This window comes from Streptomyces sp. NPDC048111 (genome assembly GCF_043202815.1).
Taxonomy (GTDB): Bacteria; Actinomycetota; Actinomycetes; order Streptomycetales; family Streptomycetaceae; genus Streptomyces.
This window is the reverse complement of record NZ_JBIDBD010000003.1, coordinates 303,536-327,800: the sequence shown is the minus strand read 5'-3', so window position 1 is coordinate 327,800 and position 24,265 is coordinate 303,536. Positions and strand designations below refer to the sequence as shown.

General features: G+C 67.0%; 20 protein-coding genes and 2 pseudogenes. 9 read left to right on the top strand and 13 right to left on the bottom strand.

What is annotated here, in order from left to right:
• Positions 1 to 335 precede the first annotated feature (335 nt).
• Positions 336 to 800, top strand: a complete 465-nt coding sequence (locus ACGF3I_RS09335; protein WP_393130014.1) for a hypothetical protein — start codon at positions 336 to 338, stop codon at positions 798 to 800.
• Positions 801 to 961: 161 nt separating this feature from the next.
• Here ACGF3I_RS09335 and ACGF3I_RS09330 read toward each other — a convergent pair whose 3' ends face one another.
• From ACGF3I_RS09330 to ACGF3I_RS09285, 10 genes are all read right to left on the bottom strand, one after another.
• The gene (locus ACGF3I_RS09330) at positions 962 to 1,633 is read right to left on the bottom strand and encodes a hypothetical protein (RefSeq protein WP_393130013.1); all 672 of its coding nucleotides are present in this window, start codon (positions 1,631 to 1,633) and stop codon (positions 962 to 964) included.
• A 236-nt stretch (positions 1,634 to 1,869) separates the two neighbouring features.
• Entirely contained in the window at positions 1,870 to 2,325 is a 456-nt protein-coding gene (locus ACGF3I_RS09325) for a lamin tail domain-containing protein (RefSeq protein ID WP_393130012.1), read from the bottom strand.
• A 315-nt stretch (positions 2,326 to 2,640) separates the two neighbouring features.
• Positions 2,641 to 3,348 carry a restriction endonuclease gene (locus ACGF3I_RS09320; protein WP_393130011.1) on the bottom strand — a complete coding sequence of 236 codons (708 nt, stop codon included), beginning with the start codon at positions 3,346 to 3,348 and terminating at the stop codon, positions 2,641 to 2,643.
• Positions 3,349 to 3,394: 46 nt separating this feature from the next.
• Complete coding sequence (locus tag ACGF3I_RS09315) at positions 3,395 to 3,760, bottom strand: restriction endonuclease (RefSeq protein WP_393130210.1); 366 nt, start codon at positions 3,758 to 3,760, stop codon at positions 3,395 to 3,397.
• Positions 3,761 to 4,068: 308 nt separating this feature from the next.
• Positions 4,069 to 4,290 (bottom strand): hypothetical protein, encoded by a 222-nt coding sequence (locus ACGF3I_RS09310; RefSeq protein WP_393130010.1) that lies wholly within the window; start codon positions 4,288 to 4,290, stop codon positions 4,069 to 4,071.
• Positions 4,291 to 4,712: 422 nt separating this feature from the next.
• Positions 4,713 to 4,883 (bottom strand): hypothetical protein, encoded by a 171-nt coding sequence (locus ACGF3I_RS09305; RefSeq protein ID WP_393130009.1) that lies wholly within the window; start codon positions 4,881 to 4,883, stop codon positions 4,713 to 4,715.
• Between the two features lie 625 nt (positions 4,884 to 5,508).
• A complete protein-coding gene (locus ACGF3I_RS09300) occupies positions 5,509 to 6,006 on the bottom strand; it encodes a hypothetical protein (RefSeq protein WP_393130008.1) in 498 nt (165 codons plus the stop codon).
• The gene (locus ACGF3I_RS09295) at positions 6,006 to 11,996 is read right to left on the bottom strand and encodes an FG-GAP-like repeat-containing protein (RefSeq protein WP_393130007.1); all 5,991 of its coding nucleotides are present in this window, start codon (positions 11,994 to 11,996) and stop codon (positions 6,006 to 6,008) included. Before ACGF3I_RS09295 ends, ACGF3I_RS09300 begins: the two co-directional genes overlap by 1 nt.
• A 681-nt stretch (positions 11,997 to 12,677) precedes the next feature.
• Positions 12,678 to 12,803, bottom strand: a complete 126-nt coding sequence (locus ACGF3I_RS09290) for a hypothetical protein (protein WP_393130006.1) — start codon at positions 12,801 to 12,803, stop codon at positions 12,678 to 12,680.
• A gap of 633 nt (positions 12,804 to 13,436) precedes the next feature.
• Positions 13,437 to 13,712 carry a helix-turn-helix transcriptional regulator gene (locus ACGF3I_RS09285; RefSeq protein WP_393130005.1) on the bottom strand — a complete coding sequence of 92 codons (276 nt, stop codon included), beginning with the start codon at positions 13,710 to 13,712 and terminating at the stop codon, positions 13,437 to 13,439.
• Positions 13,713 to 13,808: 96 nt separating this feature from the next.
• Here ACGF3I_RS09285 and ACGF3I_RS09280 point away from each other — a divergent pair, with 96 nt between their 5' ends.
• From ACGF3I_RS09280 to ACGF3I_RS09270, 3 genes and pseudogenes are all read left to right on the top strand, one after another.
• Positions 13,809 to 14,696 (top strand): DUF5655 domain-containing protein, encoded by an 888-nt coding sequence (locus ACGF3I_RS09280; RefSeq protein WP_393130004.1) that lies wholly within the window; start codon positions 13,809 to 13,811, stop codon positions 14,694 to 14,696.
• A gap of 673 nt (positions 14,697 to 15,369) precedes the next feature.
• A pseudogene (locus ACGF3I_RS09275) lies at positions 15,370 to 15,654 on the top strand (transposase); the annotation flags it as partial.
• A gap of 954 nt (positions 15,655 to 16,608) precedes the next feature.
• Positions 16,609 to 17,514 (top strand): hypothetical protein, encoded by a 906-nt coding sequence (locus ACGF3I_RS09270; RefSeq protein WP_393130003.1) that lies wholly within the window; start codon positions 16,609 to 16,611, stop codon positions 17,512 to 17,514.
• A gap of 1,549 nt (positions 17,515 to 19,063) precedes the next feature.
• On the opposite strand, the gene ACGF3I_RS09265 is transcribed toward ACGF3I_RS09270, so the two are convergent.
• Positions 19,064 to 19,234: a hypothetical protein gene (locus tag ACGF3I_RS09265; RefSeq protein ID WP_393130002.1), complete on the bottom strand. Its 171-nt coding sequence runs from the start codon at positions 19,232 to 19,234 to the stop codon at positions 19,064 to 19,066.
• A gap of 77 nt (positions 19,235 to 19,311) precedes the next feature.
• Here ACGF3I_RS09265 and ACGF3I_RS09260 point away from each other — a divergent pair, with 77 nt between their 5' ends.
• Positions 19,312 to 19,518 (top strand): hypothetical protein, encoded by a 207-nt coding sequence (locus ACGF3I_RS09260; RefSeq protein WP_393130001.1) that lies wholly within the window; start codon positions 19,312 to 19,314, stop codon positions 19,516 to 19,518.
• Positions 19,519 to 19,801: 283 nt separating this feature from the next.
• On the opposite strand, the gene ACGF3I_RS09255 is transcribed toward ACGF3I_RS09260, so the two are convergent.
• Positions 19,802 to 20,419 (bottom strand): TetR/AcrR family transcriptional regulator, encoded by a 618-nt coding sequence (locus ACGF3I_RS09255; protein WP_393130000.1) that lies wholly within the window; start codon positions 20,417 to 20,419, stop codon positions 19,802 to 19,804.
• Between the two features lie 263 nt (positions 20,420 to 20,682).
• On the opposite strand from ACGF3I_RS09255, the gene ACGF3I_RS09250 reads away from it, so the two are divergent.
• From ACGF3I_RS09250 to ACGF3I_RS09235, 4 genes and pseudogenes are all read left to right on the top strand, one after another.
• Positions 20,683 to 21,564, top strand: coding sequence for a patatin-like phospholipase family protein (locus ACGF3I_RS09250; protein ID WP_393129999.1), 882 nt, complete (start codon positions 20,683 to 20,685; stop codon positions 21,562 to 21,564).
• Between the two features lie 132 nt (positions 21,565 to 21,696).
• Positions 21,697 to 22,097 (top strand): annotated as a pseudogene (locus ACGF3I_RS09245) (transposase family protein).
• Positions 22,098 to 22,433: 336 nt separating this feature from the next.
• Complete coding sequence (locus ACGF3I_RS09240) at positions 22,434 to 22,739, top strand: DUF6342 family protein (protein WP_393129998.1); 306 nt, start codon at positions 22,434 to 22,436, stop codon at positions 22,737 to 22,739.
• Positions 22,740 to 23,206: 467 nt separating this feature from the next.
• Positions 23,207 to 23,539 (top strand): hypothetical protein, encoded by a 333-nt coding sequence (locus ACGF3I_RS09235; protein ID WP_393129997.1) that lies wholly within the window; start codon positions 23,207 to 23,209, stop codon positions 23,537 to 23,539.
• Between the two features lie 206 nt (positions 23,540 to 23,745).
• Here the strand turns inward: ACGF3I_RS09235 and ACGF3I_RS09230 are convergent, their stop codons facing one another.
• Complete coding sequence (locus ACGF3I_RS09230) at positions 23,746 to 23,976, bottom strand: hypothetical protein (protein ID WP_393129996.1); 231 nt, start codon at positions 23,974 to 23,976, stop codon at positions 23,746 to 23,748.
• Between the last annotated feature and the right edge of the window lie 289 nt (positions 23,977 to 24,265).

Below are 24,265 nucleotides of genomic sequence, written 5' to 3'. Positions count from 1 at the left end.
TACACAAAAAGCGCACCTCACCCCACCCCCCCCCCCCCCCCCCCCCCCCCCCCCCCCCCCCCCCCCCCACCCCCCCCCCCCCCCCCCCCCCCCCCCCCCCCCCCCCCCCCCCCCCCCCCCCCCCCCCCCCCCCCCCCCCCCCCCACGGCGAGGTCAGCGAGCAGCGGGTGATCAGCTCGGTAGGTGTGGATGGCGTCGTCCGCACCGGTGGGAAGACCCGCTCGTCGACCGGTCATGGTTCTACCCGCACCGACACGGCAGAATGTCGACGGGTCACAGGCCGAGCGCCTGTGACCCGTACACATACCCGGTCGCCTCCGACACGCGGGAGCGAGATGCCTGAGCAGCTGATCGCATACGAAACCCTTGTGATGCCCGACTACGGGGGCTTCGACCTCTACGACGCGGACTTCGACGTTCGCGACAACGGCTTGATCCCCCTCGCCAGAGAGAATGTAGCGGCCGGTAACGGCTACGAGGTGATCGTGGTTGCGGCGCAGTCGCAGTTCAAGGTGAAGCTTCGCATCGAGACCTGGGCAGAGGAGCCCCCGCCTCCCGCCGGGTGGGAAGGCCACTGCGATCTGCACATGGAGTTCCCCACTGGAGAGCTGGTGATCTCGGAACGTACCAGGGGGGCTTGGGGCATCACGATTGCGGAGGGCGACCGTCACGCTCGCCTGTCGTTTCGTGGACGCAGCCAGGCGAAGCACCTCGCTGAATCCTCCGGGCCGCAGGATGACTTGTCGCTGTACGAGGGGACGGAGCAGTACTTGCTTCAACTGTGGCCGCGGACGTCGTAGCAGTATGTGCCGCGTCCCAGGGCCGGCAGATCATGGTGCTTGGCATGGCCTTACGGCGAAGGGAGCCGGCCGGTCGCATGGGGGTGCTCGGGTCCGTCGCCGACGCAGTCAGACAGCAGTGCAGTCAGGGTGGTTCGGCCGGGCGCCACGCCCGGTTTCTCTTATCGGAGACCGAGCGACGTCAGCGCTGTCGTCCAGTCCGTCGCGATGGCGTTCTGTGCTGCTGCGAGCTGGGTCTTCCCGGTGCAGACGGCGGTGTGGAGCTTGGACTCGACGCTGTCCTTTGGGTTGTTGGGTCCTGCTCCTGTCTTGTGGCCTGGTGACGGTGGCTCAAGCCATAGGTTGCGGCGGTCGTTGGGGTCGCCGCCCAGCTCAAGGCTGACCAGGTGGTCGTACTCGGCGTCGTGCAGGGCGCCGGTATACCTGTAGGACTTGGCGTTCGCCGCTTTTTCTGCCCCGGTGACGGCCGCGGGCGGACGGATCGTTGAGGTATACCCGGGCTTGCAGATCGTCGTCTTCAGCGTCGCTGCGGTGACCTTCGGGTTCAGGGCCCCAGGTGTGCAGGCCCTGTCCTCGAGCGGCTCTTTGGCCGCGGTGTATCCGAAGTGGCACGAGCCCGCCGGCGGCTGGGGCTGCACGGTGTATTTCGTCTGGGGGCCGGGTCCGTACGGCAACGACGCGGGGGCACCGCTGGCCCCCGCGGCCCGGAGCGACGTCTTTGCCGGTGCCGGGTTCTTGGCGCCTGCATCATGGGAGCCGGTGCTTGAGCAGCCCACCGCCGTCGCAGCGAGCAGCAGGGATGCAGCAGTGGAGGCGATGGTTCGGACACTCATGACGGCCCCCCGGGGGTGACGGTGACAGGGGATAGATACCGCGGGATGCTGCCTCCAACCCCTCTTGTGGCAACCGCTCTTGCGCTGATGCCGACGGTGAAGGAGGACGGGCAATGTCACTGCTGTCCCTGCGGCAGCGTGAGCCGCTCGGGGCCCGGCGCGGCGAAGACCGGCCGCCCTTTCGGGCGCCGGCCTTCGCGATCACAGTCCCTTGGTGAGGGGATCCCTTGTCATGCTCAGTGGCGTCCCCAGGACTTCGCGGTGATGATGTGGCCTCGGTTGTCGCGGAGGGTGGCGGTGTCGCCGGAGTTGTTCCAGACGTAGTCGCGGCGGTCCTGGTAGACGTCGCGTCCGGTGTCGCGGCCGATACCGGTGTGGACGCGCACAGACTGGTGGGCGGCGAGTCGCAGGTTGTGGAAGGTGTAGGTGTGGTGGGAGCGGTCGGCCAGCGTCCAGCCCTTGAGGTTGACCGTGCCTCGGCTGGTGTTGGTGACGGTGACCCACTCGTTGTTGAGGCTGCGCTGGGAGCGGTCGTCCTTGCCGGGGCTGTCGTACTGGATCGCACCGAACACGATCGGCGAGCGCGGGATGGGCTTGGCCGCGGCGGAGGCAGGCACGGCGGCCGCCGCAGTGGCGAGACCGGCGGCGGCCAAGCCAAGAGCGGCGATGCGGGTGATGCTGCGAGAAGACATGAAACCCCCAGTTCACGGCCCCAACAACTGCGTTGGGATGCCGGGTTGGTGCGAAGTTCGGCGCTCGTTCGGCCGGACACCCACACCATGACCCCGAACGGTCTTCGTTGAAGCGCAGACGTTCAGGGCGTAACCAAACGCGGAACTTCACACACCATCAGCGGCCCCGGCGCACAACACCCGGCGCGAGGAACTCCGACGCGCGCCCGTGGACGGAGACATCTTCTGCCTCTGTCCGGCCTGCTTGTCCAGCACACGAGGCAGCTCGGCATGTATGGCTCCCCGACGGGCGCTTCAACCGGGGTCACCTTGACGTCAGGTGAGGACGTTGACGGCCCGGTACAGATGGGTGCCGTGCGCCCACTTCTTGATCTCGTCGCGACCGAGAACGGTGATGTGGTGCTGGCGCGCGAATGTGGCAGCGGGCTCGGTGAATCCGGCCAGGCCGATCATGATGGCCACGTCGGCGCCGTGATGGGGCCTTGCGGTGCCGTTGAACTGCTGCACGTGTCCGGAGGTGACGCGTGCCCGGTAGCGTTTGCACTGGAGGATGACGAGGTCGCCATCACCGTCGACCGCACGGACATCAACTCCCAGGTCTCCTGCTCCGCCGACGCGCTGCACGCCGGTGAACCCGTCACGGACCAGGAGCTGGGCGCACGCTTCCTCGAACTCTGTTGGGCTCATGGCCGCCAGCTCCCGCATACGGAAGGTCACACCTTCCTCGGCCAAGTCCGGCCCCGGCGCCAGTGGGGCGGGAGGCAGGGGCGCGGCGTAGCCGCCGGCGAAGCCGAGTACGACGAGCACGGCTCTGGTTACGGCTACGAGCATCACGAGCGCGCCGGCGCAGATGAGGGCGGCCCACCAGGGGTGGTCGGTGAGCCACGCCCAGGGGCTGTCGACTATCCACGCCACGGCGGTGCCGGTCAGCCACGTCCACAGCATCTTGCCGATGCCGAGGGCGAAGACGCCATAGAGCAGTGTTTTCAGGAACGGATCGAGACGGCCGTCCTCGTCGAACATGACCACCCTCCGGGTCGCGTTGAAGAGCTGGAACGAGGCTGTGGGATCAGGCGGCGCGACGAAGCACGCGGCGCGGACGGGTGGGCAGGGCGAGCAGTTCATGCAGGGCGGCACCGTCCGCCCACTGGTGCAGCCGTTCGCGGTCGACCAAATGGATACGGTGGCGCGCACCCCAGGCCCACGCGTCGCGCGTGAAGCCCCCGTTAGTCACGACCACCGCATGCTGCGCGCCGTGCACGGGACCGGCGGTGCCGTTGACCGCGTACAGGACGGGAGCGCCGACCTTGGCGCCGGTGCGGGTGTGCTTGGCCTGGAGCACCGCACGCCCCAGAAACGGATGCTCGGCTATCACGTCGGCGGCCTGGTCGCCACCTCCTCCAACCCGCTGTGCGTGCCAGCCGTCACGGATCATCAGGTCGCGCAGCGCTTCCTCGAAGGCGCGGTCATCCATGGCGTCGAGCTCGCCCGCCGCGAAGGACAGACCCGCTCGGCGCGCACGGTCGCGGCGTCGCCTGCTTTGCGTGAAGCCAGCGCGCAGGCACGCGGCGCCAGCGACCACAAGGAGGACGAGTGCGGGCCACTGCCAGTACGTGGCGAGGGCGCCGGGGAGCGCGCGCAGCCCCGGCAGGAGAAGCGCCGTGGCCGCGGCGAAGGTGAGGCCGGCGGCACCAAGTTCGGCGAGCCCGCGCGGGCGACGAATTCGCAGTCGGCGTCGACGGCTCATCCGCGGGAAGGCGCGGACTGAGAGACGGACGGTGCGGGGTGCTGCTCGGTCGGGGTGCTGGCGGACGTGTCCCCGAGCCCGAAGAACTTGACCCACAAGACGGCGAGGGCGATGAGCCCGACCGTCAGCCAGCCGGACATCCGGCGCGCGCTGCGCGGTCCCGGATTGCGACGGATGTGAGCGCGAACGTGGTGATAGCCGGCGGGTGGCTTCGCCATGGTGGGTTTCCCTCTCCGTGATCACAGGCCGCACCCCGCGGCCCTGAATCTGTGTGTACCAACGCGCACTGACAACCCCGGGCGGATCATGGGTAGTTGGCGCGTCAGCGCAGCGCGATCCCGCCAGGTGAGCTATTACGGCGCGTTAGCGAGTGGCCGCATGGACGAAGCAGGCCGTTGTACTGCAGCTTTTCGACTCGGATCAGGTCCGGCAGACGAGTCGTCGTGGTGGATGCCTGTGAGACAGGGCGCCTCACGTGCTGGGAGTGGCCCGGTCACTGGCGACGATGCGGGCGAAGTTGGCGAATTGCCGTCGCCGGTATCTCTCGGGTTTCGCCAAGTTATGTCAGAAGCCGGTTCCAGACACTTGTCGGACGATGGCCCAGGGGACCGGTAGTGGTCGCGCTGTCCGTCGACCTCGCCTACGTGGGATGACCGTAGGGCCGGTCGGTGCAGAGCGAGGAGATCTGGCTCCGGTCGGCCTCCTTCGACTCCAGCGCCTGGATTGTCCGTTCCTCGCAGTGGAGCCTCAGTGGCGTGTTGGCGAAGACGACGAAGTCATCCTTCGCCTCGCCTCGGTGGCAGTGGTCCACCAGGAACCTTCGCAACCGCGGTGTCGCCCCGTCCTTGTACGTGGGACCGCATGCGACCCGGAGCTTGTATGCGCCGGGCCTGAGCTCGGAACCTGCCTCGCTGATCGCGTAGGGGCCGCCGGGGTCGGGACAATTACACCCGCCCCGCGCACACCAACGGTCCGAGGCGGGCCGACCGTTCGAAAACAGCCTGCTCGAGCAGGGTGTCGCCGTGGATCGTCACCGACTCGAATCGGGCGTCGTCCGGCAGCGTCGCCTACTGGAACTGGGAGCGGCGGTGGAAGAGGGGCGACGTGAATGGCGTACTGGCCTCGACGGCACTGCCTGGATGCTGGCAGTGCCGTCGAACACCACCGATAGCCACCCCGCGGTGAGGCGGAAGGTTGCTGATCTGAACACGGCAGGGCTTTCGCAAGTCGCCTAGCCGTAGAGGAAGACTCCCTCGAAGGATACTGACGCCCCCTGCGCGTCGCTCACGAAGCTCCGTGGTCAAGGACGCACGGGGCTTGACCACGGAGCTACTGTGTAAAAGTTGAGTCTTCGTGGAAGTGGAGCGGACATGAACCCTGCGTCCGGTGTTCTCCGTTGCACGGAGCATGGCCTCATCATCTTTGTGCTGGCGAGATTACTGCAGGTAGGCCGGGAGAAAGGTCCTGTATGCCCCTCTGAAGAACGCGAGCCTTTCGCGTTCTTCGTCCATCAATTCGAGGATTTCGTAGGCGTATGCGGCGGCGTCGATGTTCCTTTCCGCGGAAATCTGCTCATAGAGGAGCCATGAACCGCTCTGGACGATGCGTAGGCATTCGTCGGCGACATCATCTTGTTCGCCCACGACCAGCGCGTTGAGAGCGATCATCAGCTCTCGATGGTGTCGCGCAGGCACTCCATCTGCCAGCGCGGCCATGATCATCGAGGCGGTGGCGACAGCGGGCTGCATAAGATTCGAGTGAACGTACGCATGGCCGTCCGCCCAGTCTCCAGCTCGAGCTCTCGGCGGGCCGGCAAGCATGGTGAAGAAGTCCTGCGGAATATGTTCGGCCGATCGCATGCAACCACACCTCATGTCAGCCCAGTCGTGCCGAATGACTTCCGTGCGGGTCGTCTTCATGTCGAAGGTGCTCACTAGTAATTCCCCTTATCCCACTCGCCCTTGGCTTCCCATTCGACATTCACTGGAAACTGGAATGGACTGGGGTAGTCGACCTGGCATTTCAGGCAGACTGGTTTCGGCGAGACGATGATGTTGCCATCCTTCTTCTCGGCGGTGAGGGCGTTGGTGAATCTGACCTTGGTGGCGTCGCCCCCGAGGGCGAGGCACACGTTGCCTTCGGCGCAGTAGCTCACTCCCGGCTTGGTCCCGCCGGAGGATGCTAGTGCAATTTCTCCTGTTTCGATGTGGTACCCGCCAACGTAAGTGCGGGTTGCTATCTTGCGTCCATAATTGTCCCTGACGAAAGCATCCAGCATCCCCTCGGCAGTCTCCATCTGTCCTGCGTGGGTCCATCCGGCCGGAGCCGGAATGGTTTGAAGCGCGATAGCCCTCGAGCCGCCGGCGCCGCGAAGCCGGGGCGCTTCCCACGGCATGCGGCCCAGGCCGGCTGTCTCGCTCCCGCTGAAGCGTATTCCCTTGATCGCACTCCACAGAGGCTTGACGAAGGGTGACAGCGCGCCGCCTCCTGCACCGAGGAGGAGGTCGGTGGGGGTGGTGGGTTGGCATTGGGCGGTGTTGATGGCCCAGGTGTAGGCGGCGCCGATGGCCGCGTCGGTGACTGCTGTGGTGCCGAGGGCGAGGCCGCCTTCGAGGCCGAGGCTGCCGGCGAGGGCGCCGCCTGCGGGTGCGAGGAAGGCGGCGCCGGCGCCGATGACGGCGCCCTTGCCGGTGGCGATGGCGAAGTCGTGCCAGCTGAAGTCGTCCTGGTGGGTGAGGGCGTAGATGCCGCCGCCGAGGACTGCTCCGATGCCTGCGCCGATGCACATGGGACAGGCGCCGCTGGGGTCGGACAGGTTGAGGGGGTCGTTGTTGGCGTAGTTGTAGGCGGAGGAGTTGGGGCTGCCGACTGCGGCGGGGACGGGGTCGGTGGTGGTGAAGCGGCCCTGAGCGGGGTCGTAGGAGCGGGCGCGCAGTTGGAGGCGGTCGGGGAGGGTCTGGTCTTTGTACTGGCCGGTGTAGCCGAAGGGGCTGGTCTGGCCGCCGGTGATGGTGGGGGTGCCGGTGGTGGTGCCCCAGGGGGTGTAGGTGTAGCGGTAGTTGTCGGTGCCCGCGGCGTCGTAGACGGCGTTGACGGAGTTCTGCTGGTTCTGGGTGAAGTAGAACTTTCCGTTGGTGCGGTCCATGGAGCGGGCCGTGCCGTCGGGGTCGTAGTGGTAGTCGCCGAGGAGGGCGCCGCTGGCGCTGCTGTCCGTGGCTATCTGGGGCAGCGGGTTGTTGATGTCCCAGCGGGAGGTCGAGACCGGCGTGTTGTTCTTGCTGGTGGTGGTGCGGTTGCCGTCGGCGTCGTAGGTGAAGCCGTAGGTGTCGGAGCCGAGTGTGGCGGTTTTGATGCGGCCGGCCGGGTCGTAGGCGTAGCTTTCTGCGCCGTCCCTGGTCTGGTTGCCGTCGTCGTCGTAGCTGTAGGCGGTGGTGGCGCCGCCGGCCGTCGCGGTCAGCTGGTCGGCGTTGTCGTAGGTGAAGGTGGTGGAGCGGCCCTTGACGATGGTGGCGCCGGTGAGGTGGCCCTGTCCGTCGCCCTTCCAGGTGCGGAGCTTGCCGGTGGTGTCGGCTGCGGCGATGTCGAGGTTGCTGTCGCCGTCGAACTTGCCCGGGGCCGGGGGGCCGTAGCCGGTCCAGTCGTCGGCTTGTTGAACGGGGTTCTTGAAGCCGCCGTTGCCGGCTCCCGGGTATACGTACAGGCGGTGTGTGCTGGTGTTGAGGGCGAGGAGGTCGGGCTGGCCGTCGTTGGTGAACTCGCCGGAGACCAGGCTCATGCTGCCCCAGCCGCCGCCGAGGTCCGTGCGTTCGCCGAAGCCGCCCGAGCCGGTGCCGGGGTAGAGGTAGAAGTGGCCGGTGGTCGGGTCGATGGCGAGGACGTCAGGTTTGTTGTCGGCGTTGACGTCGATCAGGGTGAGGCGGAACTTGCCCCAGCCGTTGCCGAGGTCCTTGCGGTCGCCGAAGCCTCCGGCCCCGTTGCCGGGATAGAAGTACAGGTGGTTGCCGACGGTGTCGACGGCCATGAGGTCGGGTTTGCCGTCGTTGTTGAAGTCTCCCGGGCTCAGGGCGAAGGAGCCCCAGCCGGCACCGAGGCTGGTCGCGGGGGCGAAGCCACCCTTGCCGTCGCCGCTGTAGCGCAGCAGGCGACCGGAGGTGTCGAGTGCCAGCAGGTCGAGTTTGCCGTCGGAGGTGTACTCGCCGACGAAGACCTGCTGGAATCCGGCTCCCGCCCCGGGGATGGTGGCACCCGTCGTGAAGGTGCCGTCGGCGCTGCCAAGGAGGGTGCGGACGTTGCCCTTGGCGTCGGTGCCGATGATGTCACTGATGCCGTCGCTGTTGAGATCGCCGCTGGCGGTCTGCGTCACGCCGGACCAGTCGGCGGGCGCGTCTGCATCGGTCTGGGCCGTGCGGTTGCCGACCGGGTCGTAGCTGAACGCGGTGCCGGTGGTGGCGGTCAGGCAGGAGACGCCGGAGGTGTCGGTACAGGTCTTGGCGATACGGCCTGCGTCGTCGTAGCCGTAGCGGGTGGCAGGTCCGGTGGCCGGGATGTCGGCGGAGAGACGGCTGTTGGCGTCGTATCCGAAGGTGTGGGTGCCGCCGGCCGGTGTGGTGAGGGTGGCGAGATTGCCCGCCGCATCGTAGGTGCGGCTTTCCGTGCGGGCGGTGGTGGTGGGCAGGGTGACCGAGGTCAGGCTGCCGGCAGGGTCGTATCCATAGCCGGTTGTCTTGCTGTCCGTGGTCTGGGACTTGACCCGGCCGTCCTTGTCGTAGCCGTAAGTGGTGCGGCGGCCGTCAGGGTAGCTGCGGTAGTTGAGGGTGCCGTCGGTGTTCCAGTTGTACTGGAACGGATTAGCGGCGCCCGGGGAGGTGATGGTGGATATGCGGTCGTCGTCGTTGTAGGTGACGATGCGGTTGCCCGTGGCGTCGGTGACGCCGGTGATGCGGCCGGCGTCGTCGTATCCGTACGTGACGGTGGGGGTGCCGTCGGAGTAGGTCACCTTGGTCGGCAGGCTGCGGCCGTCATAAATGGTGCTGATCGTCTGCCGGCGTGCGTTGATGGTGCTGGAGCGGTTGCCGTCGGCGTCGTAGCTGTAGGAGACGGTCTTGTCGAGTGGGTTCTTGACCGAGGTGAGACGACCTTCGGCGTCATAGCCGTAGGTGGTGGTGTGGTGATTGGCGTCGGTACTGGTCTCCACCTGGCCGGCCAGGTTGTAGCCGGTCGTGGTGACGCCGTCGTCGGGGTTGGTGACCTTGACGGGTCGGTTCAGCTCGTCGTACTCGTACCGGGTCTGCTTGCCCCGCGCGTCGATGCTCGCGAGGGCGTTGCCGACCGCGTCATAGTCCGTGGCGCGCGAGTTGCCGAGCGGGTCAGTGACGGACGTGGGATGACCTGCCAGGTCGTACCCGAACTTCCAGGTGAACTTGGCCGGATCGGCCCCGGTGGTGTTTCCCCGGGGGTCGGTCGTGCTGGCGCGCCGACCGTCCTCGTCATACGCGTAGGTGGTGAGTTCGCCTTCGGGCGACAGCTCTGACGTCAGGTTGCCGTCGTCGTCGTATCCGTAGGTCGTGGTGTTGTTGGCCCAGGTCTTGGAGGTGAGCAGCCGGTTGTCCGCGTCGTAGGCCAGCTTGGTGCCGCGGCCCAGACCGTCATACGTCTGGACGACGCTGCCGTTGTCGTTGTACTCGACCTTGCGGTTGTGGCCCAGCGGGTCCGTCGTGGCCAGGGGACGGTTGTCCGCGTCCCAGGTGAAGGCCGTCGTCTTGTTCCTGGGGTCGGTGACGGTCTTACGGTTGCCGACCTTGTCGTAGCCGATCGTCCACGTGTAGTCGGCCTTGGTGGCACCCGCGGCGTTGCCGCGGGCCGTGATCACCTGGGTCTGGCGTCCGCCCTTGTCGTAGGCGTACGTCGTCTTCGCGCCCGTCCGGTCGGTGACCGAAGCAACCCGACCGGCGGGGTCGTAGCCGGTGACGGTGGTCTTGTTTGCCGGATCGGTGATTGTCGTCAGGCGGCCGGCGTCGTCGTAGTCGTAGCGGGTCTCGCGCGCTTTGGCGTCAGTGACCTTGACCAGGTAACCGGCGAGGTAGTCGTAGGTCGTGGGGTTGCCGCGGGCGTCTGTGACGGTCTTGACGCGGTCGGCCGCGTCATAGGTGTAGGCCGTGGTGAATTTGGCCGGGTCGGCGCCGGGTGCGTTGCCTCGCGGGTCAGTCGCCGTCTTCATGCGGCCCGAAGCGTCGTACGTGAAGGTGGTCCTGCCGCCCGCCGGGGAGGTGACGGCCGTCAGATTCCCGGCGGTGTCGTACGCGTACTTCGTCTGCTTGCCCCGCGCCGTGGTGGCGCTGTCCATCAGGCCCGATGCCGGGTCGAAGTGGTACGTGGCGGTCTTTCCCAGCGGGTCCTTGACCGAGGTCAGCAGATCATTCGTGTACCCGAACGTGGTCGTGTGGTACTCGCCGTCCGTGTACGTGGCGACGTTGCCGTTGCTGTCGTAGGTCCAGCTCTCGTCCGAGGCCGTATTCGAGCGGCTGCGCATCCGGCCCGTGGCATCGAATGCCCACTGGGTCTCGCGGATCTCCGCGTCGATCGCGCTGGTGCGGTTGAAGTGCTGGTCGTAGCGGTAGTAGCTCTTGTTCCCGAACGGGTCGATCTGCGTGAACAGGACGTTCTGGTAGTAGATGTCCGTCCACACGCCCTTGTCAGGGGCTGTCGTGTCGACCTGGTCGAACTGGCCGTTCTTCGTGTACGAGAAGGACGTGGTCTCGCCCAGGGCGTCGGTCTGGGTCTTCACCCGGCCCTGCGCGTCGTACACATTCGTGGTGACGGTCTTGTTCCGGGCATCGGTGACCTGGCTGAGCCGGCCAGCGTCGTCATAGCCGTACGTCTCCATCGCACCGTCCAGCGCCTTCACACTGGTCAGCCGATCGTTGGAGTACCCGTAGTGGACGGTGCGGCCGTCCGCCAGGGCCAGTGTGTCCAGGCGCCCGCCGACGTAGGACAGCCGGGCGTCACGGCCCGCCGCGTCGGTGAGCTTCGAAAGCTGCGATCCGGTGTAGCTCAGTGTCAGACCGCGCCCGGTCCGGTCCTTCACGGACGCCAGCCGGCCTGTGCCGTCGAAGCCGTACACCCGGTGATCGGCGGTGGTGAGCTTGTAGCCGCTGCCGTCGACAGCCAGCACGGAACGCGTCTCGCCCGGCGCTGTGAACGAGCCGCCCGACTTCGTGTAGGTGTGGCGTGCACCGCCCTCACCCACCAGCACCGCATTGCCACTGGCATCGAGCTCGAGGCGGCTCTCCCAGGGCAGCTGCCATCCCTTGCCCAGAGAGCCCGTACTCGTGTTGTCCGAGGAGTACGTGCGCACCACGCTGAGCGGCACCCCCGGAGCGGGAACCTGAGCGTCAGTGAAGGACTCGCCGAAGGCGCCCGTCGCCGTGTTCACGGGATCCGCGCGCTGAACCGTCGTTCCCGCTGCACCACTTGCGTCCCCGCAGATGGAACCGCACGCAGCGCCCTGCGGCAGGGCAGGCACCATGTAGAACATGTTGTAGGAACCACAGGACTCAACGTCTGTGGGGTCATCCGCCACAGTTGTACAGAGGTTGAGCACATACGCGGGATCGCTATGGGTGCACGGCGTGGCCGGCAAGGTGATGACCGCATTGACGACGGGGAACACCTTGTCGGTGTTGATCGTCGGAGCCTGAACGGTCTGACCGAAGTCAAAGGACTGCCGGGGCCCGCCCGTGCAGTAGTCCACCAGCTCCCAGCGCACCTTGACCGGGTGCACCTCGCTGTCCGCACCACCCACCTGCCAGATCGCCCCGGACACCTGCAACGGCTCACCCGGCACCGCAGCACCAATGTGATTGCCCAGCGCCATCAGCCAACCGCCCTGCTGGGCGGCCGTGTTCCCGAATGGGTCGGCAGTCACCTGCCACAGCGCGCCTGCCGAGTACGACGCTGCGGCTGTCGAACTGGCCCCATACGAGGCCATCTTGACGCCTGCTCTTGTGCCGGCTGGCGTAACTGCCCTTCTAGCTGAAGGGTCGACGCTTTGCCCTTGCTCCTGGTTCTGCTTCAAGAGCTCGAGTTGCGCAGCAGTGGAAGGCGCGCTCCTGGTAACTGGCAGCGCATGTGACTCAGTCGGCTTCGCGCGATCTTTGGTCAGTGCCTGTCGCTCCTTGAGCGACATAGGCTGCTGTTGCGCCGCCGGCAGCGGCCCGCGGTAATCGGAGCCGCCCGCCTCGGAAGCGCCTGATACGTGGACCAGCCAACCGCCACCTGCTACCACAGACAAGACCAGCACCATGATCAGAACGCGCACACGCGCAGACGCGGCAGCCAGCACCACAAGTCCCCCCGGAATTCTGCACAGCTGACTGTCAGTTGTGCACCACACGCAAAGAGTGTCATGTAAATGTCACATAAAGATCACGACGTGATGGTGTGAGCAGAGTGATTCAGGGGGCCAGCGTCGATCGCGTCGGCCCGCCAATCATCCCCGCTGGCGCGGGGGTGCTCCGCCTCAGAGGTCCGACGGCTGTGTGCCTCCGGTCACTGTGTCCAGGGTTTTGAGGCAGTGGCAGTTACGGGTTTTGAGCCGGTGAGGGACTCAGGGCGTGGTGGCGAAGGCAGCGGGCGCGAAGAGCAGGGCCTGGGGGTTGGGGCGCCACTGGGTGGTGAAGGCGGGGAATGTTTCGTTGTCGACCCACAGCACGCCGGCGAGATCGGGTGGCATGGACCACCGCGGCGGCCGGTCGGGCCGCGGGCGACGGCCCTGTATTCGATCCACTCAGTGGTGTTCTGGCGCGGAGGTGGCGCGGGCTGGCGTTCCGGGCGCGCGCAACGGAACACGTTGGCGCAGCGTGTCACCGTCGCGGCATCGCCGGGGTGGCCACTCGCAAAAGCCGCCTAACACCCCGTCATGGCGGCACAGCAGGGTTTTTGTCTCCGCTCCGGCCGCCACCGTGCTCGCCCGGTTGGCCCGACGGTTCCTGGAGTGTGCGGCGGGCAGGCGACACGGTGGCAAACAGCCACGGGTTCGCCTGCTCCCGGGCACCGGCCCCCTGGCATACCGCCACCGGATGCAGGCGCGAACGTCACCGTCGCGCCGGCCCAAGGCCACTGGCGCCTGGCTGGTGCACCAGGCCAGCACTTCCTACGTCCTGGACTGGTGGGTCGGGTTCTCCTCATTCGTGCCCCTCATCGGGCTCCCCCGGCCAGGCCGCCTACGCCGCCGCCTAGCTCGACGAACTCGTCACACACCGCCGTAACTCAGGGCTGCTTGCCAGGCGGTTGAGTGCCTGGCCGGTGAGTGAGGCGCAGGAGACTCTTCCGGGATATCCCGGCAGGGGCTTCTGCACGTGGTGGATCACGCTGGCTCGAAGCCGACGGCACGCGTTGCGCTGTACTCAGGCTCACCGCTGTCGAGGACTCGGAGGAGGGAGGCAGTGACAACACGGGTGCTGCGGCCGATGCGTAGTACTCGGCAGGGGAACTCGCCGCGCCGGACAAGGTCGTAGCCCTTGGCTCGCGAGAATCCGAAGGCTGCGGAGGCGTCTTCGACGCTGCCCGTGCCACCCCAGGTGGCGCGGATGTGGGCGGGGTTGATGAGGGCGCCGTGCGGCAGGCTGTCGCGGTGGTCCATGACGTAGTAGTTGATCCCTTTGTGAAGTGGCGATGGTGGGGGAAATATCCCTACGCGGTCTGGCGTTGCCCTCTGGCATCGTGATCGCGAGGGGGAGTGGGCGGGTTGAAGCTGTTCAGCACGGCAGGCGGTGTGGCCGAGATGGTGCCGCACCTGGCCGCCGTCGAGGCGGATGTGCAGGACCTCGTTGAGGCGCATATGGAGACGATGTTGGGCGTCTCGTTCCTCGCGAGCGAGTACGTCATCGACTGCTTCGGCGGCGGGCGGATCGACTCGTTGGGGCTCGACGAGAACGGTGCGCCCGTAATCGTCGAGTACAAGCGCGGCATGGATGCGGGAGTCATCAGCCAGGGCCTCTTCTACATGGCCTGGCTGGCGAGTCACAAGGACGCCTTCCGGGTTCTGGTCCGCGATCGGCTCGGGGCTACGGCCGCGTCTCAGATCCTGTGGAGCGCAGCACGGCTGATCTGTGTGGCCGGCGACTTCACCCGCTACGACGCGCACGCCGTACGCGAGCACCGGCGCTCGATCGACCTGGTCCGCTACCGGTACTTCGGATCCCACCACTTTGGACTTGAAACCGTGGCTTCCTCCGCGGGGCACTCGCCTCAGGCCAGACGGGTGCGGCGGCGAGGGCATGGGACGACGCCGGCCCGTAAGCAGGCCGGTCCGATGGCGGAGCTGGCCGAAGCCGTCGACGCGGCTCTGGTCGGGCTCGGGCATGGTGTCACCCGGGTGCAGCGCAAGCAGTACCGCGCCTACCGGCGGCTGCGGAACTTCGCCAGCGTGTGCCCTCCGCAGCAGACCAAGCTCCTCGTCTATCTCAAGGCGGACCCCAAGGAGGTCGACCTCGTCCCCGGTTTCACCCGGGACGTGACAGGGCTGGGTCACCACGGCACGGGCGACCTGGAGCTGCAGTTGCGCACGGAGCGGGACCTGGAGCGCGCTGGAGACCTGCTCCGCCTCAGCTACGCCGCGGCGTAGAGGTGCCTTACTGGCGTGCTGGCCCTGGCGGCGGGTGGAGTGGGGGGCTGTGGTCGTCGTGATGCTGCCTTTCGACGTGGCGGGCAGGAAATGGCGGTGGATCACTAAGGGTCCGGACGATCCCCGGTTTTGCTAACCGGGGATCGTCTGCTAGGTATCGCCCTGCCGCCCTTGGGGGCACCGACAGAATCGGTTCAGCACTTCGAGGGGGCACGGCTCAGCAGTTCCGTCGGCGCCTGGCATGGGCATGGGTCCTCGCCCCGCCGCAGGTCAGCCAGGCCGGCGCGATGTAGCCAGTCCGCTGTCCGGCGACGGAGGGGCGGACGGCTCGAAGAGGAGGGGCGCCTGAGAGGCACCCGGCTGGGGTCGGCCGCGTCCGACTCTTTGGGGGCGTGAAAAGTTCATTGCGCGCCGGGGTGTGTGCGCTGTGAATGCTGAGGGTGTGTGAAGTTCCGCGTTGAACTTCTCTGCTTGGAGTGGGGTGGTTCGGGGTCATGGTGTGGGTGTCTGGCCGAACCAGTGCCGGACTTCCGGACCAACCGGCACTCCAGCACCGTGTGTTGAGCGTGCCGTGAACTGGGGGATCCCATGTCTGCTCGCACCATCCGTATCGCCGCCCTGGGCCTGGCCGCCGCCGGCCTTGCCACCGCCGCAGCCGCCGCCCCTGTCACTGCCGCCGCGAAGCCGCCCGTACCACGACAAGGGCTACGACTACGACCACCTGCGTCGATGGTTGCGCAAGCGCGGCATCCGTCACCGCATCGCCCGCAAGTGCATCGAGTCTTCGCAGCGGCTGAGCCGGCACCGCTGGGTGGTTGAGAGGACCGTGTCCTGGCTGGCCGGCTGCCGACGGCTGCACCGCTGCTACGAACGCAAGGCCGAACACTTCCTCGCCTTCGTGGGCATAGCAGCGACCCTGATCGGTTACCGCCGCCTGAGCCCCTTGCTCATGGCCTGAGCCGGTCCTGCTGCACGTCGAAGCAGACCAGCCCCATGGACTCCGTAGGCTGCCGCATAGGCCGACGCCTCCTCGGCCATGCTGAATCGCATGGGGAAGTAGATCAGTGGCCCGCTGGCTTCGTTGAGCAGCGGGCCGGTCGACCAGGGTGAGGTGCCCTCGTCGTCCTCGGTCAGGTTGCACCACCGCTTAGGCAGCACGGCGACGTATGCCGCAATTGCCTTCGGACGGAGGCTCCTCCGTTTCGCTGTCGATGTATCGGTCGTAGAGGTCGCTGAGGACCTGGCCGGCGTCTTGTCATCCGCCGGCCTCTCGCCTTCCCAGACAGCAAGGTCGTACCTCATGGCCGGAGACTCTCATGCCGCTCCGACAGCCATAAGAAGCGACGTCTAAGCACCCGACCAGGGCGGACATGTCACCCGCTATCACGCACCAACGCGTCACCGGGCCTTGGCTGTGGACCCTCATCCAGGCGACGAGGTACGTCCCTTCTGTGCCGGTACCCCGGCAGCGGTTCGACGAGCTTGGTCATCTGGCTGGAGCGCGGGGCGAGAGTGGGCGCTGCTTTTGATGTAGTCCAGTGCGGCAAGCAGAGTGATAAGAGACTCGCCAGCGTATTCCAGTTTGATGACTCGCCCGGATTGTTCCAGGTATACGGAGGGCTGAAGGCCGTCCCCGTCACTCTGGCTGGCGGAGTACATCATCCAGGGGCCGAGACGCCGCAGCAGCGGTGTTTTGATTTCATGCACTTCGGTTAAACGAGGCCCGGCCGCGAAAGGATTGGACTGTTCGGGGGCTCTCGGCGGAATACACAACGGACTTCGCTACCCGAGTGAGCACTCAATCGGGTGGCGATCAGCCTGAGGCAGATCCGACGAGGTTTTCGGGCGTTAGGTGTGCATGGAACCTAGGCAGTTGTGGGAACGCCATGCAGTTCTTGCCAAGGCGTTCTGCATGAGCGATGACCATGTACGCGAAACGCAGGTGTCGCTGGATGAGGCACAGTCCAACCGGAGCCAGACGCTGGCCGCGTTCGCCGTCACCGTGGGCAGTGACGGGGTGGTGGCGGGACTGCTCGGCCTGAGCGAACGAGAGGTGCGGCAGGCACGGCGCTCGGTGGGCAAGGACAATGCGCGCAGTGTCGCCGATTCACTGCTCGTACCTCCACCACGCCAGCAGGACGAACCAGCTCCCGAGACCCAGGACACGTTCGAACCGCCCACGGCAGGGCAGCCCCACGCCGCGCAGCCGACAGCCGCTCCTGCGGGGCCGAGTCCGCAAGGCCAGACATACGGCCGCGTACAGCCCGGTCAGGGGCAGCCAGTTCAGTCCTCCCCACCCGCGAGTCAACCCTCCCATCCGCAGCCACCGGTTGCTCACGAGCCGTATGACCACCCCGCGCCTGCCAGGCAGGCAGCGTCCGCCTATCCCGCAGCGGGAAGCCCGCAGTGGACAGCCGCACTGGACGCCCTCCTGGTCAACAGCTGGCAGCAGGGCCTCGACCTGACCGTTCTGGCGAGCCAGTTCGGACTGGAATTGGTGCAGCTGGTGTCGCGCGTACAGCAACTTTCCGCCGAAGGACGCTTGAGCGAGCAGCAGGCCAGAGAGTCGGGGCGTCACCGCCGCTCCCGGCACCAGCCTGAGCCCGAAGATGAAACCGAGTACGACGACTCATCCGAACCCCGCCGGTACGCGCCTTCCGGGGTCGGCGCCACGCCGCCCCAACCGCTCGCAGGACACCCCGGCGCCTGGACGCAGGAGTACTTCGAACCCTACGTTCCAGCCGATCCCCCCACCGTCGCCTACAACTGGGACGGGATCCTGAACCACTGGCAAATGACTTCCCACGGGCCGCAGTAGTCCCGCACGCGGCGGCTGACCAGACGACAGACACTCCCCTGAATCGGCCGCCGCGCGCCCCTGCCGGCCCAGGCACACTGCGCGGCATGGAAGAAATTCCGGTCACATAACACCAATAACGCCCGGCCGCTTTCGCCGCCCAGCAAGAGGTCGACCGGGCGACCCTAAAGAAACGTTATTCCAATCTGTGCCCTACGGGAATATCCCCTTCCCTTGCGCGCGCTTCATAATAGGCGCCCCTTTAATGCGCCCCTATTGCGCCCCGGCTATCCGACGTAACATCCCACGCAAAAACGTTATTGCATTCACGCGGCAGGGACCCCTGTCCACCCCAATCGTTCCTTCAAACGTCCGACTCAGAGACTTTTGATCCATGAAGGGACTAGATATGGCCGTAAGCTGGGCGAGACGTATCGCAGTCATCGAACCCGCCCCCAGAACGGTCCGGTACGCCAGGTATCTCGCACCGCACTGGAAAGGGCTGACCCGCCTGGAGAGCGATAATTGTATTGGCCTCCTGCCTGCAGTGGTGCTCTTCACTCTGGCCGCCCTGACTCTTTTCGGCGCGGGGGGCGCCGGCCTCGCCTGGCTGGCTGGCACACTGACCGGACACAGTCGACTCCCGTGTCTGTGGCTGGTGTTCGACACCCTCGCCGCCGCATCCCTGGCTCTGTCGTACTGGCTGGTCAGTCGCTACGCCCTGCGCTTCTACGAGGCGGAACCGTCCTCATCCCCTACCTGGCGGCTCGTGACTATCGCCAACACCGCCTGGCGATGCCTGCCTGCCTGCCACCGGGACGCCCAAGAGCCACGACTGCGGGCCATCAACACCGCCGCCCGCCTGCTGCTCACGGACCCGGAGGACCCCCACACCTACCGTGTTCTCACCGAGCACGCTGATGCCCTACGCCACCTTGCCATCACTGTGCTCAACGAGTCCCAGACGGACAGACCCAGGAGTAACAGCCCAGCCCTCCCCTTCGCCCGCTCAGGGCGCCTCAAGGCAGACCAAACCGCACCCGCACGCGCCCAGTAGCCGCGCTCGCCCCTCCGACTGCGGCTCGGATCGCCTTCGTGACCGGCTCCGCCACGAGCCGGATTCCGGCTCCGCCCGCTGGCGGCTCGATCCACGTCGGCGGGTGCACCGGCTCAGGCCCTGCTGCCATGCCACGGCACCTTGCGCATCACCGCGTACCGCGGGGCGCGCATGGGGCGGGTCTGCCCGCGGACACCTTCGTGCCCGTCGGGCCTTCCCGCTGGTTTGACCGTGTACGCGAACAGACCCGGCCAGCGGGAGCCCCAGCTGCCTCGTCGCCACCGCCGACGGCGCGCACTGGGCGGTTTCAGGAGCAAACGACACCACGGCGACCTTCGTGCTGGAGCCCGGCGGGCCGAGCTGGGCCCAGTCCGCCCACCCCAATCTCGAGGCGGTCACGACTGGAACCGCAGCCGTCGCCTCGGCCATCGGCGGGGACTACTAGACACTCAGGAACGACGGGACGCTGCTGCGCTACCTCGCTACAGCACGGGAGACCCCGGCCCCGTTCGACTATCCGCCGAAGGCCGACTCGTCCAACGTCTCCCGGATCGACGTCTGGTACGACGAGGTGGGCATCTGCAGCATCCAGGTCGTCTTCCCCGGCCAGACCGTCCGCTTCGGCGACACCGTCGGCTCCGGCGTGCTGCGCCAGACGCAGTACATCTTCGGCGGCGCCGACAAGCTGCTCCGTCGACGCCTGGTCCGGCACCGCCGCCCGTGGCAGCCTCGCCGGCCTGCGCCTGACGATGACCTCGGTCGTGGCGAACTTCGGTATCGCCGAGACCACCACGGCCGCGCCCGACCTGACCGAGGACGCCGGCGGGGCCTCGGCGATCTGCGGGGTGTTCGGCGCGACCGTGAAATCCGGCAGCCGCACCTACGTCTCCTCGCTCGGCTTCCATGTGCGCGGCGGCAACGTGTCGCAGGCGGTCCTGGACCACCTGAACGACAACCGCCGCCACTGAGCCTTTTCCAACCTCACGCTGATGCGTGGTGAAGGCCGTCCTCGCCCTTCACCACGCGTCGGCATGAGTTTGGAAGAGGCTCAGTGGCTCCCCACCGGAGCCGTCGGCTCGAAGGAATTTCTTTTGGGGCGGGGCGCATGTCCGCGGCAGTGTCCCTTCCGTTGCCGGGACGGAGACGCCCCGCGAGGGTCGGTGCCCCGGCGTCCCATCCACGGGCATGCGCTTGCGTGCGATCACCTGCGTCATCTCGCTGCTGGGTGAGCGATGGCAGGTCGGTCGGTGCTTAACGCCTGTCCAGTTCTGTGGTGAGGAAGCCCAGGTCCAGGGTGCGGCAGGCTTCCTCCAGGTACCGCTCGCGTTCCGTGTCGTCCGCGCTGGCGGAGGCGTGTGTCATCAGCCTGAGTGCGGCGGTCACCGTGACCGCGCCCAGTTGCACGGTGTAGGAGTCCTCGGGCAGACGTTGGCGCTGCGCGATGCCCAGGGCGACGGCGTGGACGAACCTGGTGTAGATCTGGGTCGCCTGTGGGTGCAGGACCGGGTTGCGGCCGGTGATGTCGTGAACGATGTCGGCGAAGCCGCTCTCGGCCACGTCGAAGACCACGGGTGCCAGGGCCCGGAGCGCGGCGCGCACGGCGCTCTCGGATGACGGTCTGGCTGCGATCAATTCGACGAAGCGCGCGTCGTCCGCGTCGTCCCAGGCCAGGAACACCTCGTCCTTCGTGTCGAAGTGGTTGAAGAAGGTGCGCCGGGAAACACCCGCCTCGGCACAGATCGCATCGACAGTGATCTGGGCGGGTTGCTGCGACTGGGCCAGTGCGGCGGCGGCATCTCTCAGGCGTGCCTTCGTCGCCCGTTTGCGCCGCTCGCGTTGGACCGGCCTCTGATCTTGCCGCTCAGCCACTGCCCCGCCCTCGCTTCCCGTGCAGCACCACAAGCACCTCGTTGCACTCGTTGCACTCGTTGCACTATGAGACTACCGTAGAGAACGGAGTGCAATGAGTGCAACGAGTGGACTGGCTGTGCCGATGCGGCCAGCCGCCCCGGGGGCTCCGGTGTCCTGCGACAGCGCAGTCGCCAACGTCTTCCGGTGCGGGGTTGGCTACGCGCCGCACCATCCCACGCATCTCCGCAGTTGAACCAACTACCTTACGGAGGAAGGCTTCTATGCCCGCTCAGAGCAATGCCCCTACGCGGGCCCTGGTCCTCGGAGGCGGAGGACCGGCCGGTGTCGGCTGGCAGACCGGCCTACTGGCCGGCCTTCGTGAGGCCGGCGTCGGCCTGGACCAGGCCGACGTCATCCTCGGAACCTCCGCGGGCTCCGTTGTCGGAGCCCAGCTCGCCACCGGCCGCGACCTCGCCGACGTCTCCACCCACCTGTCGGCGGTCGGGCACCACATCGGTCCCGACGCTCTGGCCGCGAGCGCCGGGGTCCTGCTGAGCGCGATGGAGCAAGCCGGGCGCGACTCCGACCCGCGCAGGGCGCTCGCCGTGATCGGCCGCAGCGCACAGTCGGCCGGAACTCTGGACGAGGACGCCTATCTCGATCTGTTCGGCATCTTCGCCGATACCGACTGGCCCGCCGGGTTCCAGTGCACCGCGATCGACACCGACAGCGGTGAACTGGCCATCTGGGGTACCGACTCCGGCGTCCCACTCCAGCGCGCGGTCGCCTCCAGCTGCTCCATTCCGGCCCTCTTCCCGCCGGTCACCATCGCCGGGCGCCGCTTCATGGACGGTGGCGTCCTCAGCCACCTCAACGCCGCAGCAGTACCAGCCACCGATCTCGTCCTGGCGATATCGTGCTTTGCCCTCAGTGACCAGGAGAACGGAAATGGCCCCCGCTTCCGTGCCGTGGCCGACATCGTCAACAGCGAACTGGACCACCTGCGCGGGGGCCGTCAGGTCATGGCCATCGAGCCCGCCTTCGGCGACGGTATGGCGCCGCCGAAGACGGTGAGTCCCGAGTCGGTCATCCAGGCAACAGAAACCGGCCTGCGGCAGGCAGCACAAGCGGGGCCGCAGGTCCGGGCCTTCTGGAACCCCTGACGTACGGCACTCACCACTGAGCTGTTTTCAAGCTTGCGGTGCTGACCGCAAGTTGGACTGCCGTGCGGAATAACGGAGCTCCTGGTAGACGGGTTCTCGACCGAGATCACCCGTGTCCGCCAGGAGCTTCGCGTGCTTGTCTACCGGTCCTCGATTGATCTCTCCAGCCGCACTGTGCGGTTCCTGACCAGTCAACTGACAGCCCGGCGGCAGGAGATCGGAACGCGGTGGCGGCGCCTTCCTGCCGGACGTCAGGCCCTGCTCGCCCTGGCCCACCTGCGGTGCGGTGACACTTACGCGGATAAGGCATATCAAGGCGCCGGCGGATCCGTCCGGGTGCCGTTTCGGGGCCGCCACCTCAAGCGATGGAAGCGTCGCCACAACACCACCCACGCCAAGATCCGCTGCCTCGGCGAGCAGCAGGCCATGGCACCCTTAAGAGCTGGCGCCTCCTGCGGAAGCTCCGCTGCAGCACCAACCGAATCACCGACTTCGTGAAGGCCGTCCTCGTCCTTCACCACGCAGCAGCGTGAGGTTGGAAAAGGCTCACTACAGCCAGCCCGTGTGAGCCGACGCCGACTAGCACCAGGTGAGCCGAAGCGCGACAGTTGTCATTCTTCCTCGTCATCGCCCTGGGGTCGCCCCAGCGTTGGGCGTGGGACTTCATCGATCGGTGGGGTGCCTATTGAGGGACGGCTGAACCGGTCTCCTACGCCTGAAGGGAATCAGGCCATGAGGGCGGAAAGCGGCCACGATCTCCGGAATGCCCGAGTCCGTCCGCGTCCTCCTCCTACGCTCCTTGATCGGGCCGGGACGTCCGTGCCCGCCACCGATCGCGGGCACGGCCCGCCGGAACACAAGGGGGACTCATGGCTGAGCTGGACCTCGGAGTTGCATCGCGCTGGGAGGAAGCGGAGAGCCACGGCCGGGTCAAGCTGGTGAACAATCGGATCTACCCGGACTCCCCGGAGAAGGACGTCGCGATCATCTCCCCGAACAGCGTGGAGATCGCGCTGAACTCCAATGAGTCCACCTCTCAGGAGGCGGACAAGGTCTACATCACCACCCAACACGGCAGTACGAAGAAGATCCTCGCCATCATCGACTCCTCCGGCAACCTGAAGATCGCCGGCAAGCTGATCACTGACCAGAAGGACCTCACTTGGGACGACTGAGCCCCCTCAGGTGGCCTGGATCCGGGCGCTGAGGCCACGCGCCGCGTGAACCTCCTCCTCGCGTAATACCAGGGCCCGCACGACCGGTCGGGTCGGGCGGGCCCTGGTCATTGCTGGTGTCAACCGCGGCCGGTCCGATCGCCGGGTATCCGTGATGGGGACTTCGGCCATGCTCGTTCCTGACATCCGGCAAGCCGTCCCTGACGCATTGCGCGCGCATCCCGGTCTTTCGCGGACTCCATGCACTGGCGGAGGCACCGTCCACCTGCTCGCCATCGAGGCCGGCCATGGCGTGTGAGCCGCTGCTCGTCCACGCTGGACAACGCGGGACTCGTAAGAGTGAGTCATCGGGTGTTGCCCCGGGGCGAGCGGGCGCGGGCTGCTCTGATGATCACCGGCCAGCCGCCTGGCGGGCTGTCTTATGACCGTATGGGCCCTTCCTGTACGGCCGACACAAGGAGTGCACCGTGACCCGTGTTTCGAGGATCAGGACCGCGCTGGCCGCTACGGTCGGCGCGGCCTGCCTGGCGGTGGGCGTCGCCGCGGCTCCGGCCCAAGCCTCGACCGGTACCGTCGCCTGGGAGGACGGGTACGGGCGTCGGCCCATGGCGATGACCGACCTCCCTTCGGGCGCCTGTCTGCGGGTCAACCAGGGCTCCCGAAACCTGCGCAACGACACCAGCGCGTACGTCGCGGTGTTCGTCTCGACCACCAAGCCGCAGTGCGAGGGGGCGTTCTATATCGTCAGCCCCGGGCAGGCATTCCCGGACACGTTCACGAGCTTCCAGATGCGGGGCTGACCTAGCGAGTCACCCTCGGGCCGAGGCGCCGTCATCCGGATACCGAGTGGCGGCGTCGCTGATTCCAAACCGCCCCCATCCCTAGTGCGCGATGTGGGGTGTGGGGGCGGCCCCTTGGGGTGAAGCGGCCGCACCAGGCGCTTCGTGCTATCGGGGCGTTGCGGGCCATACAGGCCGCACGGTGGGCTCGACCCGAGTGACCTGAGTCAGAGATTCGGTGACAGTAGGCGGCTACTTTGTCGAGGATCTCGTCGGCGGTCTTCGTCCAGACGATACGTGCCCCCGGCGCCGTCGCCAGCGAAACCTTCAAGCGCGGCTCCCGAGGCGAGGTGGACGTCTTCGACGTGGTCGCCTCGCTCCAGGTCGAAGTCACCCGGCCAAGCGAGAAAGCGGGCAGCTTCGTCCTGCTCACGGACGGCAGCGATCAACGATTCCATGGGCCGCACCTTACGGCTCACTGGGTTGACAAGATGCAGGCGCTGAAGAAGCGCAGCCCCCACGGTCGGAGTTCGCCCATGACGTGTACGGCTTCCCAGCTGGGGAGGCGGGGCAACCGCCCGCATGCGACGGCAGCTGTCTCCTCCATATGCTGCGCCAGGCCGATGCGCCCTGCCCGTCGTTCGGTGCCGTGCCCTGGTGTGCGCCGGACCGCCGGTCACGTCGCTGGGCCTATCAGCTCGTTGGCTCAACCCGCGCAGCAATGATTTGTCAGGCGGGCGGCTCGCA

Coding starts and splice junctions, on each gene's coding strand:
- ACGF3I_RS09325 (WP_393130012.1), bottom strand. CDS start 2,325: ATGTCTTCTCGCAGCATCACCCGCATCGCCGCTCTTGGCTTGGCCGCC.
- ACGF3I_RS09330 (WP_393130013.1), bottom strand. CDS start 1,633: ATGAGTGTCCGAACCATCGCCTCCACTGCTGCATCCCTGCTGCTCGCT.
- ACGF3I_RS09310 (WP_393130010.1), bottom strand. CDS start 4,290: ATGGCGAAGCCACCCGCCGGCTATCACCACGTTCGCGCTCACATCCGT.
- ACGF3I_RS09290 (WP_393130006.1), bottom strand. CDS start 12,803: ATGCCACCCGATCTCGCCGGCGTGCTGTGGGTCGACAACGAAACATTC.
- ACGF3I_RS09270 (WP_393130003.1), top strand. CDS start 16,609: ATGAGCGATGACCATGTACGCGAAACGCAGGTGTCGCTGGATGAGGCA.
- ACGF3I_RS09315 (WP_393130210.1), bottom strand. CDS start 3,760: ATGATCCGTGACGGCTGGCACGCACAGCGGGTTGGAGGAGGTGGCGAC.
- ACGF3I_RS09335 (WP_393130014.1), top strand. CDS start 336: ATGCCTGAGCAGCTGATCGCATACGAAACCCTTGTGATGCCCGACTAC.
- ACGF3I_RS09230 (WP_393129996.1), bottom strand. CDS start 23,976: ATGGAATCGTTGATCGCTGCCGTCCGTGAGCAGGACGAAGCTGCCCGC.
- ACGF3I_RS09320 (WP_393130011.1), bottom strand. CDS start 3,348: ATGTTCGACGAGGACGGCCGTCTCGATCCGTTCCTGAAAACACTGCTC.
- ACGF3I_RS09285 (WP_393130005.1), bottom strand. CDS start 13,712: ATGGACCACCGCGACAGCCTGCCGCACGGCGCCCTCATCAACCCCGCC.
- ACGF3I_RS09250 (WP_393129999.1), top strand. CDS start 20,683: ATGCCCGCTCAGAGCAATGCCCCTACGCGGGCCCTGGTCCTCGGAGGC.
- ACGF3I_RS09240 (WP_393129998.1), top strand. CDS start 22,434: ATGGCTGAGCTGGACCTCGGAGTTGCATCGCGCTGGGAGGAAGCGGAG.